This window comes from Mycobacterium senriense, assembly GCF_019668465.1.
Lineage (GTDB): Bacteria > Actinomycetota > Actinomycetes > Mycobacteriales > Mycobacteriaceae > Mycobacterium > Mycobacterium senriense.
The window spans coordinates 2499010-2511816 of sequence record NZ_AP024828.1; the positions used below are offsets into that span (position 1 = coordinate 2499010).

Sequence of the window (12807 nt, forward strand, 5' to 3'; positions counted from 1 at the left end):
AGATCCGCTTCACTGCCAAGGGTCTTCGCGTCGCCACACCGTGGGCATGTGCACCGCGACACCGTCCTGTGCGGCCAGCTCGTCGAGGATGCCGACGGAGACGTTCAGGTCGTCACCCGCATAGGGCAAGGCGCGCAACGGTTTTGTCAGCGGGCGGAAGAAGTCGTCCCAGTGGATGAGGATCACCCGTCGCGCCCCCACCGCGCGCACCGTCTCGGTCCAGTAGTCGACCAGGTACGAGCGCGGCTGCAGCCCCAATTGCCCGACGGACAGATACACGGCGTCGGCGCGGTGGCCGGCCAGGGCGCCCTTGACGAAGCCGGCGCTGCCCTGGATCAGCAGCCGCCGGTCGGTGGGCAGGTGGTGCACCAGCGCCGACCAGGATTCCCCGCAGCGGTACGCCGACGCCTTCACCGGCGGGGTCACCGGCTCGTCGATGACGCCGGGGAACCGGTCGGGCGGGCAGTGGTGCGATTCGATCAGGGTGACGTCGTAGGCGCCCAACCGAATCGGTTCGCCGTCGACCGCGACGACGATCCGGTTCTCGGGCAGCCCGTACCCGCGCCCGACGTTGGCCGCGGACTGCCCGCCGACCAGCTGCGCGCCGGTGCGATCGGCGACCAGCGCGGAGTCCAGCACGTGGTCGATGTGGGTGTGCACCGGAATGACCGCCGCCAGCCGCGAGATCTTCGCCCGGGCAAGGCATCCGTCGACCCGCGCCGGCGAGGGCGCCACCTTGCCGGCCGCGATCCTGGCCAAGCCCGGCCGGGAGAAGTAGCCGTCGGTCATCAACGCCGACGAGCCGTCGTCGATCAGCAGGGTCGCCACACCCATCCAGGTCACCGAGGGCGCGCCGGGTTCGGCGGGGGGCGCGTCGAACCGGTCCGCGTAGCGCGCGATGTCGGGCCGCCCGAGTTTCAGGCGCATCAGCAGAAGGCCCCGATCTTGACGCCGGACGCCTCGAGGCGGCCGCGGACGGCGGCGGCGATCTGCACGGCATCCGGCGAATCACCATGCACACAAACGGATTCCGCCGTCAAAGCGAGCCGCGTGCCGTCGGTCGCGGTGACCTGCCCCGAGGTGACCATGGTGGCCACCCGGTCGGCGATCTCGGCCGGGTCGTGCAGCACCGCGCCCTGCTCACGACGGGACACCAGCTGGCCGTCGGGCCGGTACGCCCGGTCGGCGAAAGCCTCTGCGACCGTGCGTAACCCGCGGCGGGCGGCTTCGTCGAAAAACGCCGAACCCGCCATGCCCAGCACCGGCAGCCCGGCATCCACCAGGCGCACCGCCTCGGCCACGGCGGCGGCCTGCTCGGTGTGGGTCACGATCGTGTTGTACAGCGCGCCATGCGGTTTGACGTAGGCCACCGACGAGCCGGCCGCGTGCGCTATCGCCTGCAGCGCGCCGATCTGATACACCACGTCGGCGATCAGGTCCTCGGCGGCGACGTCGATGAAGCGCCTGCCGAATCCGGCCAGGTCGCGATAGCTCACCTGCGCCCCGATGCGGACCCCACGCCCGGCGGCCGACCGGCATACCCGGATCAGGCCCGCGGGGTCGCCCGCATGAAAACCGCACGCGACGTTGGCGCTCGTGACGATGCCGAGCATGGCGTCGTCGTCACCCAGGCGCCAGACGCCAAAGCCCTCGCCCAGGTCGGCGTTGAGGTCGATACCGGCCACCCGCCCAGCTTATGGGGGCGCGGTCGGGCCGGCCTAGGCCAGGCGGCTGTGCGGCGCCCGCCTACCGCTTGGTGACCTTGGCCGCGATCTGTTGGGCGAGGTCGACCGCGGACCCGCCGGGCAGGAAGGAGCCGCAGGTGGCGACGTCGATGACGACGTTGTTGCGCGCGGTCAACGCCCGCTGGCACGTCCAGCCGTCGCTGCTGTCCTGAACCTCGGATGTGCTCAGCGTGCCCCCGACCTTGTGGGTCTCGCCTACCGCCCACACGATTTCGGGCTTGCCCGTGGGACGTTCGGAAAACTTGCGATTGGCGCACGCGAACCACCGTCGCACCGAGGCGTCGTAGAACGTGTCGGCCTTCCGCGCGGACGGGAACGCGATCACTGCCTGGATGGCGGAGTCGTTGCGGACCGCCGGGTCATCGAAGTTGTCGTCGAGGCGCTGGCCGCGCATCGCCGTCCAGCCGGTGTCCGCGTAGACGGCTGCCTGGGCCGGGCCGTCCATTGCCAGGCAGCTCTTGTCGCTGAAAGTCGAGCTCCAGTCCCACATCTCCTGCACGCCGTAGCGCAGCCGCATCCCCGCGTTGAGCAAGGAGTTGATCTGGTCCTTATCGAGCAGCAGCCCGTCGAGGGCCGCGGCGGTCAGCGGGGTCTGGGGCACTGGACCGACGGCATCCGCGGGCGAAGCGCGGCCGCCGACGACGTTGGTGCAGCCGGCCGTCAGGGCGCACACTGCCGCAAGCACCGGGAACGCGATTCGCCTGCGCACCACTGCCTTCTCCGACGTGGGGCCAATGTGTGTAACAAGCTTAGGCGGCGGACTCTTGCCGGCGCCCGATCAGCCAGCAAATCAGGTAGATCAGAAACGAGACGCTCGCGATCGCCCCGGCCGATCCAGATGAAAACTGTTTCCATTACGACCCCGCACGCTGAAGCGCGTACGCGCGGGCCCCGATCCGCTGTACCCTCACCGAACGTGAGTCCCACACCGCGCCGGCGTGCGACTCTGGCGTCGTTGGCGGACGAGCTCAACGTTTCGCGCACGACGATCTCGAATGCCTTCAATCGGCCCGATCAGCTCTCGCCCGATTTGCGTGAGCGTGTGCTCGCGACGGCCAAGCGGCTCGGATACGCCGGCCCCGACCCGGTGGCGCGATCGTTGCGCACCCGCAAGGCCGGCGCGGTCGCCCTGGTGATGGCCGAACCCCTGACCTACTTCTTCAGCGACCCGGCCGCGCGGGACTTCGTCACCGGGGTGGCGCAGTCGTGCGAGGCGTTGGGGCAGGGGCTGCTGCTGGTGGCCGTCGGGCCCAGCCGCAGCCTCAAAGACGGGACGGCCGCGGTGCTTTCGGCCGGCGTGGACGGCTTCGTGGTGTATTCGGTGTGCGACGACGATCCCTACCTGCAGGTGGCGCTGCAGCGCCGGCTGCCGGTCGTGGTGGTCGACCAACCCAAAGGGCTGGCCGGCGTTTCCCGGGTCGGCATCGACGACCGCGCCGCGATGCGCGAACTCGCCGACTACGTGCTGGGCCTGGGGCACCGCGAGATCGGGCTGCTGACCATGCGGCTGGGCCGCGACCGGCGCCAGGGTCTGGTGGACGCCGACCGGCTGCGCTCACCCGCCTTCGACGTGCAGCGCGAGCGCATCGTCGGCGTGTGGGAGGCGATGTCGGCCGCCGGGGTCGACCCCGATTCCCTGACCGTGGTGGAAAGCTACGAGCACCTGCCCGAATCGGGCGGCGCGGCCGCCAAGGTGGCCCTCGAGACCAATCCGCGGATCACCGCGCTCATGTGCACCGCGGACATCCTGGCCCTGTCCGCCATGGATTACCTGCGCGCGCACGGCATTTACGTGCCCGGCCAGATGACCGTCACCGGGTTCGACGGCGTGCCCGAGGCCGTCAACCGCGGCCTGACCACGGTGTCGCAATCCAGCCTGCAGAAGGGCCGCAGGGCCGGAGAGCTGTTGCTGAAGCCGCCGCGCTCGGGTCTGCCGGCCGTGGAACTGCTGGACACCGAGCTCGTCCGGGGCCGCACCGCCGGCCCGCCGGCGTGAGCCGGTTGGAGACTAGGCCTGTTCGGTGTCGCCGATCAGCAGCCGCACGGCCAGGTCCAGCCGCTTGCTGACGTCGGTGGCCGAGGCCCGCCGGGTGAGCCATGCCAGCAGGTTCGACAGCCACACGTCGGAGATCACCCGGGCGATGTGGTACTGGTCCTCGGTCGGCTCGCCGTCGGCCATCGCGCGCGCGAACATCGAATCGATGAGCTTCTCGACCTGGTCGACCTCGCTGGCCGCCGACGCGTCGGCGAACACGTAGGCACGCGTCATCGCCTCGGTCAGGAGGGGATTGCGTTGCATCGCGCGGTTGAGCTTGCCCACCATGAAGTTGAGCCGCTGGAACGGCGTGCCACCGGTCATCGCCGTGCGGTCCGTCTTGGCGTCGATGCGGCTGAACTCGCGGCCCAGCGCCGACACCAGCAGGTGCACCTTCGACGGGAAATACCGGTAGAGCGTTCCCACCGCGACGTCCGCGCGGTCGGCCACTGCCCGCATCTGAACTGCCTCGTAGCCGCCCTTGGAGGCGATGGCCATGGTGGCGTCCAGGATGCGCTTGCGGCGTTCCCGCTGCGCCTCCGACCCCAGTTCGGATTCCGCCAGTACCGCCACGTTTATGACCTCTCGCGGCTGCGCGTCAGACACGCGGCTCGGATTTGCGTTGGCTGGCATGTGACGGTTTGCTCCTGTTCCCGGCGGTTCGCTTGCAAACGATACGCATTCTGCGTGTGAATTTCCCACCTCCATACCGCCGCGGACAAGCGCTGTGCTGCTGTAATGGCGTTCGACTTGACGGTCGATCACTGGCACTATTAGAACACGTTCTAGTCTCGAGAGAGCGGGTTGCGTGCCAACACGTGATGGAGACATACCCGCTTGGCGGGCAGATCGCACAATCAGGACAGGGGTCCAACCCCCTTGTCCGTGGAGTCAAGGACGCGGAGGTCCTCAAGGTGGTAGCGACCGTCACCGACGAGCAGTTTGCCGCGCGCGCCCTGGTGCGCGACTGGGCCCGCAATGCGACGTCGGGGCCGGGCGGCACCGCGGCGATCCGTGACGTGGAGCAGGGCAAGACCGACGCCTGGCGGCCGGTGTTCTCCCGCCTGGCCGAGCTGGGGATCTTCGGCGTCGCGATCCCGGAGGAGTCGGGCGGCGCGGGCGGCAGCATCGAAGACCTGTGCGCGATGGTCGAGGAAGCGGCGAAAGCGCTGGTCCCCGGGCCGGTAGCCACCACCGCGTTGGCCACGTTGGTGGTCTCGGATCCCGACTTGCTGGGGGCGCTCGCTTCCGGGGAGCGCTTCGCGGGGCTGGCGCTGGAAGGCGAGATCGAGTTCGACGGCGCGACGTCAAAGGCGTCGGGCACCCTGCCGTTCGCGCTGGGCGTGGCCGAGGGCGCCGTGCTGTTGGCGCCGGCCGACGGGAAGTGGCTGCTGATCGACACCGGCGGTGCGGGTGTGCAGATCGAGCCCCTGGCTGCCAGCGACTTCTCCCGGCCGTTGGCCCGGGTGGTGCTGAACTCGGCCACGGCCACGGTGGTGTCGGACACCCGCGCACGCGTCGAGGAGCTGGCGGCGACGGTGCTGGCGGCCGAGGCGGCAGGCATCACCCGCTGGTCGCTGGAGACCGCCGTCGACTACGCCAAGGTCCGCGAGCAGTTCGGCAAGCCGATCGGCAGCTTCCAGGCCATCAAGCACATCTGCGCCGAAATGCTGTGCCGCGCAGAGCAGGCCGAGGTGGCCGCCGCCGACGCCGCGCGCGCCGCCGCCGAGGGCGACGAATCCCAGTTCTCCATCGCCGCGGCCCTGGCCGCGAGCACCGGCATCGCCGCGGTGAAGGCCAACGTCAAGGACTGCATCCAGGTGCTCGGCGGCATCGGCTGCACCTGGGAGCACGACGCGCACCTGTACCTGCGCCGGGCGCATGCCATCGGCCGATTTCTGGGCGGGGCCGAGACCTGGTTGCGCCGCATCACCGCGCTGACCCAGGCGGGTGTGCGGCGCCGGCTGGAGATCGACCTGACCGAGGTCGAGGACCGGCGGGCGGAGATCGCCGCCGCCGTGGCCCAGATCGCCGAGCTGCCCGAGGAGAAGCGGCAGGCGTCCCTGGCCGAGGCGGGCCTGCAGGCACCGCACTGGCCGGCGCCATACGGACGCGGCGCGGGTCCGGCCGAGCAGCTGCTGATCGATCAGGAGCTGACGGCGGCCGGCGTGGCCCGGCCCGACCTGGTGATCGGCTGGTGGGCGGCGCCGACCATCCTCGAACATGGCACACCGGAACAGGTCGAGCGCTTCGTGCCGGGCACTACGCGTGGCGAATTCCTTTGGTGCCAGCTGTTTTCCGAGCCCGGGGCGGGTTCGGACCTGGCCTCGCTGCGCACCAAGGCGGTCCGCACCGAGGGTGGCTGGAACCTGACCGGGCAGAAGGTGTGGACGTCGGCCGCGCACAAGGCGAAGTGGGGCGTGTGCCTGGCCCGTACCGATCCGGATGCGCCGAAACACAAAGGCATCACCTACTTTTTGGTGGAGATGAGTTCCCCGGGCATCGAGATCCGTCCGCTGCGTGAGATCACCGGTGACTCGTTGTTCAACGAGGTCTTCCTGGACAACGTGTTCGTTCCCGACGAGCTGGTGGTCGGCGAGGTGAACGACGGTTGGCGGCTGGCCCGCACCACGCTGGCCAACGAGCGGGTCGCGATGGCCAACGGAACGGCGCTGGGCAACCCGATGGAGGAACTGCTCGAGCTGCTGGCCGAGCTCGACCTCGACGCCGCGCAGCAAGATCGGTTGGGGCGGTTGATCGTTACCGCGCAGACCGGCGCGCTGCTGGATCAGCGGATCGCCCAGCTGGCCGTGGGCGGCCAAGACCCCGGGGCGCAGTCCAGCGTGCGCAAGCTCGTCGGTGTCCGCTACCGCCAGGCCCTGGCGGAGTTCACGATGGACGTGTCCGAGGGCGGCGGGCTGGTCGACCGCCGGGCCGACGGCGACCGAGCGGTGTTCGACTTCCTCAACACCCGCTGCCTGACCATCGCCGGCGGCACGGAGCAGATCCTGCTCACCGTCGCGGCGGAGCGACTTCTCGGCCTGCCGCGCTGACAAGGCTTTCGACCACTGGGGTCGTTGCCTGGGTTCGCCCGCCTCAACGGCCGATAGCTAGCTCGCAAGGTACCCTTAAAGACGAAAAGCGTAGGGAAATAGTCAATTGAGACAGTTCAGCGCGCGGCCTTAACACAAGGCTGCGGGCCCCTTTCGATACGCAACCGCGGCGGCATGCAGGCGCGGCGCAGACCACGCCGCCACCGTGTGAACCGAAACTCGTTGTGCTCAAGTGTGTCTCGTCACGGGTGTATGAATGGGTGGGATCGAGGCGGAATGCTGCGAGTGCGCGATCTTCGGGCTCAGGTTGCGCGTCGGCGTTATCAACCGCTTATTGGTGTATCGTCAATCTAATCAGTAGGCCCAGCTAATCCGGGATGAGTTAGCCATTTCGAGCTGACCGCGCCGAGCAACCGCTCACGCCGCTCACGCCGGTGCCCACTGCAGTTGGGATCGCTTGAGCGCTTTGGCTCCACTTCGTAGACCGGCGGATCCCATTGTGGACCCGGTAATTTCCAATGTCCCTAGTTTTGGCATCCTGGGTGCTTTTCCACCGACGCGATGCGGGCCGGCGCGGTTCGGCGCCGGGCTTGTCTCTGGGTTGACCGCTTATGGCGCCGACGTCAGCGTCGTGCGAGTGTCCGACGCCGCGCCGTCCTTGAGCACCCACGTCATTGGAGAGCTGATCAATGACTCACCGGCCTCCGTCGCGGCATGCGCTGACTTGTTGAACCAGAGCGACGTCGCGGTCATCCAGCATCAGCACGGCGTACACGGAGGCGTCGACGAAGACGCGGTGCTGGACATCGTCGAGAGACTGCGCGTGCCGTCGATTGTGATCGCCCATACTGTCCTCAAAAGCCCGACGCGACAACAGCGTACCGTGTTCGAGGCCATTGCCGCGCGGGCCGATCGAGTGATCGTGATGTCCGACGTGGCCGGCGAGAAGTTAAGCTGCGGCTTCGATATCGACCGCCGCAAACTCGCCGTCATCCCGCACGGAGCGAGTGTGCCGATGAGCGCGTGCATCCGGGGCGGTCGACCGACCCTGTTGACGTGGGGCTTGCTTCGACCCGGCATGGGTATCGAGCGGGTGATTGACGCGATGGGGTCGTTGAGCGGTTTGCCCGGGCGGCCGCGGTACCTGATTGCTGGTCCGACACAGCCCAGGGTGCTCGCCACCGCTGGTGAGGAGTATCGCGATGCCTTGACCGCTCAGGCACTGCGATGTGGCGTCGCGGATTCGGTGTTCTTCGATGCGGGTTACCGCAACGGCCCGATGCTGACCGCCCTCATTCAGGCCGCGGCCGTCGTCGTCTTGCCCTACGACTCGGCCGATGTGGTCACTTCGGGGGCCCTGGTCGATGCTGTCGCGAGTGGCCGGCCAGTTGTGGCCACCGCGTTCCCACACGCCGTCGAGCTGCTGGGAACCGGCGCTGGAATCGTCGTCGGGCATGACGAGCCGGATGCGCTGGTAGCTGCCCTGCGTCGTGTGCTGACGGAGCCGCGGTTCGCGAGTGCGATGGCGGCCGAGGCCCGCCGATTGGCGCCTGAGATGGCCTGGCCGGTCGTCGCCGGCGCCTATCTGGTGCTGGCGCGTCAAGTCGTTGCGCAGCGACGGGTATGGGCATGACCACAACGTCACCGGCTTCGATATCCAACAATCTGCTGCGGCTAAGCGAATCACAGGACGCCGCAACGCTATTCGTTGTCAAAGGACGACCGTCGGCGTTTGGCCGGCGATCTTGGAGGTTCAACTATGGCAGTTACCGTGACTCTGCGAGACGGAGCAATCGAAAGGTATATGCGATTCGGCGACGCCTACCGTAAGCACAGCGATGGCACGCTCGACGTCATTCGCAGTGGCGTCAAACGACCGCACACGTATGCGCGCGACGAGTGGTCCGACGTTTCGGGCGACGAAAAAAGTTGGAAGAAGTTCCGTTTCTGGGATTGATCCCACCGGGGGCAGTGGTTCGCCGGGTCCTCGCCTGCAGCGGGGAGAGCATCCTCACCGCGTCACGGCTCGGCGATCCGCGCCGCGGGGCAGCTTACAGTGGAAGCGTGGACGTCTACGCCAGGAACAACATCAAGATCGTTGGCGCTCCGGACTGGCCACTGATCCTCCTCGCGCATGGGTTCGGCTGCGATCAGCAGCTGTGGCGTCGGGTCGTCGACCGGCTGCAGTGGGACTTTCGCCTGCTGCTCATCGACCACGTCGGCTGCGGGGAGTCGGATCCGGCGTGCTGGGACGCGCAGAAATATTCGTCGCTGACGGGATACGCCGCCGATATCGTCGACATAGTTCGTGAACTTGACCTGCGCGATGTCGTGTTCGTCGGGCACTCTGTGGCGGCCATGATCGGCACGCTGGCGGTCATCGCCGAGCCCGATCGGTTCGCGAAGCTGGTCATGCTCACACCGTCGCCGTGCTACATCGATGACGACGGCTATCGGGGCGGATTCTCGCAGTCCGATATCGACGAACTCCTTGAATCCTTGGAGCTCAATTACCTGTGGCTGGTCGCACGCGATGGCACCCGTCATCATGGGGACCCCGGATCGGCCCGCGCTGCAGGACGAACTGGTCGATACCTTCTGCCGCAACGACCCCGCGCATGCTCGCGTGTTCGCCCGCGCCACATTCCTTTCCGACAACCGCGACGACCTTGCACGGATCCCAGTTCCCACGTTGGTGATTGAGTGTGCCACGGATGCGATCGCACCGCGCGAGGTCGGCGCGTATGTCCACGAACACGTTCCGGACAGTCGATTGATCACTCTCGATGCCACTGGCCACTGCCCCCAGGTGGGCGCCCCGGACGCCACCGCGTCCGCGATTTCGGCTTTCGTCCGATGGGCGTGACCGAGCCTAATCTGGAGGACTTCTGGGAGAACAGTCCCTGTGGCCAGCTCATCGCCCAGCCCGACGGCCGAATCGTCCGGGTCAACCACACCATGATCCGCTGGTTGGGCTATGAACCAAATGCATTGCAGGGAACGCTCTTCAGCGATCTCTTCACCGCTGGGGTCGGATCCACTACGAGACCCATTTCGAGCCGCTGCTCCACATGAGCGGTGAACTCAACGGTGTCACGGTCGACCTCGTGGCGGCCGACGGGGCACGTCTGCCCATGTTTCTCACCGCCAACGTCAAGACGGGCCCGCAGGGGCAGCCGGAATTGCTGCGATCAGCGCGGTCGACGCGGCCGACCGCCGGGCCTACGAGCGGGAGCTTTTGGAACAGCGCCGGCTGGCCGAGGCCGAGCACGACCGGGTACGGGCGTTTGCCGACACGTTACGCCGCTCGTTGCTGCCGCCGGTGCTGTCCCCCCGAACGGGTTGGACGCAGCAGACTACTACCACACGGCGGCCGATGACGACGTCGGCGGCGACTTCTACGATCTCTTCCCGCTGTCCCGCACGAAGTGGGGCTTCTTCCTCGGTGATGTCGTGGGGAAAGGGGTTGAGGCCGCGGTGGTCACCGGACTGACCAGGTATGTGCTGCGCTCCGCGGCTGTATCCGACGACGACCCGGTGCAGGTGTTGCACAACCTCCACGCCGTCCTCGGCCAGAAGCTCGGCACCCGGAGCGAAAGCTTCTGCACCGTGATCTACGGCAACCTGACCAGGCGGGGCACTGGCTTTGACGTCGAGCTCGGCAGCGGCGGCCATCTACCTCCTCTGCAATTGCACGCCGACGGCGGTGCCCACTACGTGGATAGCATCGGGGGTCACGCCGTCGGCCTCGTCACAGAACCGCGCTTCGTGGCCATCAGGTTCCATCTCGGGCCCGGCGACACCCTCGTGCTGTACACAGACGGACTCACCGAGGCCAGTACCGGTGTCGGCCGCGAACGATTCGACGACCGAGGGGCCCTGCTGCGCTTCGCAACATCCCATGCGCCGGCGACGGCGTCAGGCATCGTCGAAGCTGTCCACGCGTTGCTCGACGGCCTCGGTTCGGGAGTCGAGGACGACGTCGCTGTGCTGGCGCTTAGCGTGCCGCTTTCCGCCGGCGAGTTCCAGTAACTCACTGACCGGCCGCGAATCTCGATTCGATCACCACAGTCACGCGCAGCGCGGGGGATCCGCCGGTTGAGGTAGCGTCGGGGTCGCCCACGCGTCAGCGTGTTGCATGAGTGTGCCCCGAAGGCCTACGGTCAGGGCTCACGGCGTAGAGCCGCTAAGGCAGGTGTGTCAAGCAGAATGGCTCAACGCCCTCCGGATCCCTAGGGGTCCGGGCAGGCCGTACGGTCCGACTCCGGTGACGAGGGCAACGACGGTAACTGCACCAGTAGTGCAGCCGTATTCGCGGCCGACAGAAGTAGCTTGTCGCCCGATGCCGCAGTTCTGCTGACCGAGAATTGTCCGGCTTAGCTGACCTTGCGCCCTAATGTCGTGGCTCGCGGGCGACTGACTCCCATAGATCGGACCTATTTACTCATGCTGCGTTTCGCAAACTGTCCCGGGCTGCGCGTCGTCGTGGCCTGACCCCGATCAACGCGCCCGAATTTCGATGATTTCCAATGGCTATTACCGAATTACCTGAATACGCTCATCTGAGCGACGAGGACCTCGAGGCGTTCGCGGCCGATCTGGAAGCGATCCGTTGCGATATTGAGGTTTCGCGCGGCGCCAAGGACCGGGCATACATCGTGCGGGCAATCGCTTTTCAGCGTTGCCTGGAGATCGCGGCGCGGCTGGTCATTGCCACGAGCAGAGGCAAGCGCGGATGGGCCGTCGGCACGGCGGCTCTGGCCGCGGCCAAGTGCATTGAGAACATGGAGCTCGGCCATAACGTCAGCCACGGCCAATGGGATTGGATGAACGATCCCGAAATCCATTCCAGTACCGGTCTCTCCTCGCAGTGGCAACACTCCCACAACTACCGGCACCACGTCTTCGCGAACGTCGTCGGCGTCGACGACGACCTCGGGTTCGGCATCATGCGCGTCACTCGTGACGAGAATTGGCAGCGGGGCGCCTTGGTGCAACCGTTGCGGGCGGTGCTGCTGGCCCTCTTGTTTGAGTGGGGCGTGGCACTGCACTGCTTGTACTCGGTGCAGGAACGCGAGAAGACAGCTGCCGGTAAATCGGCCCACGCAAAAGCCCTGCGCCGCAAAATCGCTCGCCAGGTCGGCAAAGACTATGTTCTGTTCCCTATGCTGAGTCGCCGGCGGTGGCGCCGTACCCTGGGGGCCAACGTGGTGGCCAACGGACTGCGCAATGCGTGGGCGTATCTGGTCATCGTCTGCGGTCACTTCACCGATGGTGCGGAAAAGTTCACCGAGGCCGTGCTGGAGGATGAGACGAAGGCCGCGTGGTATCTCAGGCAGATGCTGGGCACCGAAACTTCCACGCCGGACCGGTGATGGCGTTCATGAGCGGAAACCTCTGCTACCAAATCGAGCACCACCTGTTCCCCGACCTGCCAAGTAATCGGTACCCCGAGATTGCCGCGCGGGTCCGCGCGTTGTGCGTCGCTTACGACCTTCCGTACACGACCGGCCCGTGGGTTCGTCAGTACTTGCTGACCGTCCGTACCTCTGCAAATTGGCGTTGCCGGACCGGTTCCTGTCCGCTTCTTCTGACGACGCACCAGAAACGGCCTCGGAGAACAGGTTTCGGATTGCGAGGGAACCGTCGCGCCGCTCGGGTGCAGGCGAGGATGCAAAGCGGCGGGGATTGTCGACCGCGATCATCGCCCGAAGCAACTCTGGCGGGCGCCGAAGCCGGCGCCCGTTCGCCGCTGACGCCTCCTAATCAAGGTGGCACGAAACGGAATTCGGCCGTGTGGGTCGTTATCGCTTCGGTCACTCCCGTACCTGGCGATTGACGAGACCGACAACGTACCGCGAATCGATCTCTTCGCCGCCGTCACCGTAGTAGACGCGATTTCGTCCCGGCGATCACCTGAGGATTCTCCTCCTCAACCGCACCGGTCAATGACACATTTACCCGGCCGCCGAGC

General features: G+C 67.0%; 10 protein-coding genes and 2 pseudogenes. 8 read left to right on the top strand and 4 right to left on the bottom strand.

Annotated elements, in window-relative coordinates:
- Positions 1–9 precede the first annotated feature (9 nt).
- From MTY59_RS11900 to MTY59_RS11910, 3 genes are all read right to left on the bottom strand, one after another.
- Positions 10–927 carry an MBL fold metallo-hydrolase gene (locus MTY59_RS11900; protein WP_221045809.1) on the bottom strand — a complete coding sequence of 306 codons (918 nt, stop codon included), beginning with the start codon at positions 925–927 and terminating at the stop codon, positions 10–12.
- Entirely contained in the window at positions 927–1685 is a 759-nt protein-coding gene (locus MTY59_RS11905) for a LamB/YcsF family protein (RefSeq protein WP_221045810.1), read from the bottom strand. The genes MTY59_RS11900 and MTY59_RS11905 overlap by 1 nt, the downstream gene beginning before the upstream one ends.
- Positions 1686–1746: 61 nt before the next feature.
- The gene (locus MTY59_RS11910; RefSeq protein ID WP_221045811.1) at positions 1747–2457 is read right to left on the bottom strand and encodes a sensor domain-containing protein; all 711 of its coding nucleotides are present in this window, start codon (positions 2455–2457) and stop codon (positions 1747–1749) included.
- Between the two features lie 204 nt (positions 2458–2661).
- Here MTY59_RS11910 and MTY59_RS11915 point away from each other — a divergent pair, with 204 nt between their 5' ends.
- Positions 2662–3741, top strand: a complete 1080-nt coding sequence (locus MTY59_RS11915; protein WP_221045812.1) for an Rv3575c family transcriptional regulator — start codon at positions 2662–2664, stop codon at positions 3739–3741.
- 12 nt (positions 3742–3753) lie between these two features.
- On the opposite strand, the gene kstR is transcribed toward MTY59_RS11915, so the two are convergent.
- A complete protein-coding gene (gene kstR, locus MTY59_RS11920) occupies positions 3754–4353 on the bottom strand; it encodes a cholesterol catabolism transcriptional regulator KstR (protein ID WP_221045813.1) in 600 nt (199 codons plus the stop codon).
- A 341-nt stretch (positions 4354–4694) separates the two neighbouring features.
- On the opposite strand from kstR, the gene MTY59_RS11925 reads away from it, so the two are divergent.
- The 7 genes and pseudogenes from MTY59_RS11925 to MTY59_RS11950 all read left to right on the top strand — a co-directional run bounded on the left by MTY59_RS11925 (position 4695) and on the right by MTY59_RS11950 (position 12599).
- Positions 4695–6833 carry an acyl-CoA dehydrogenase family protein gene (locus tag MTY59_RS11925; RefSeq protein ID WP_221046400.1) on the top strand — a complete coding sequence of 713 codons (2139 nt, stop codon included), beginning with the start codon at positions 4695–4697 and terminating at the stop codon, positions 6831–6833.
- 499 nt (positions 6834–7332) lie between these two features.
- Complete coding sequence (locus MTY59_RS11930; RefSeq protein ID WP_347881617.1) at positions 7333–8466, top strand: glycosyltransferase; 1134 nt, start codon at positions 7333–7335, stop codon at positions 8464–8466.
- Positions 8467–8592: 126 nt separating this feature from the next.
- Positions 8593–8790 carry a hypothetical protein gene (locus MTY59_RS11935; RefSeq protein WP_221045815.1) on the top strand — a complete coding sequence of 66 codons (198 nt, stop codon included), beginning with the start codon at positions 8593–8595 and terminating at the stop codon, positions 8788–8790.
- 107 nt (positions 8791–8897) lie between these two features.
- Positions 8898–9699 (top strand): annotated as a pseudogene (locus MTY59_RS11940) (alpha/beta fold hydrolase).
- On the top strand, positions 9690–9908 hold the full coding sequence (locus tag MTY59_RS27335) for a PAS domain-containing protein (protein ID WP_250160808.1): 219 nt from the start codon (positions 9690–9692) through the stop codon (positions 9906–9908). The pseudogene MTY59_RS11940 and the gene MTY59_RS27335 overlap by 10 nt, the downstream one beginning before the upstream one ends.
- 267 nt (positions 9909–10175) lie before the next feature.
- Positions 10176–10865, top strand: coding sequence for a PP2C family protein-serine/threonine phosphatase (locus MTY59_RS27340; RefSeq protein WP_250160809.1), 690 nt, complete (start codon positions 10176–10178; stop codon positions 10863–10865).
- Positions 10866–11362: 497 nt separating this feature from the next.
- A pseudogene (locus MTY59_RS11950) lies at positions 11363–12599 on the top strand (fatty acid desaturase family protein).
- Positions 12600–12807: the final 208 nt, after the last annotated feature.

What these genes read in the sequence shown, in the direction of transcription:
- MTY59_RS11900 (WP_221045809.1), bottom strand. Translation starts at nt 927, where the DNA reads ATGCGCCTGAAACTCGGGCGGCCCGACATCGCGCGCTACGCGGACCGG.
- MTY59_RS11935 (WP_221045815.1), top strand. Translation starts at nt 8,593, where the DNA reads ATGGCAGTTACCGTGACTCTGCGAGACGGAGCAATCGAAAGGTATATG.
- MTY59_RS27335 (WP_250160808.1), top strand. Translation starts at nt 9,690, where the DNA reads ATGGGCGTGACCGAGCCTAATCTGGAGGACTTCTGGGAGAACAGTCCC.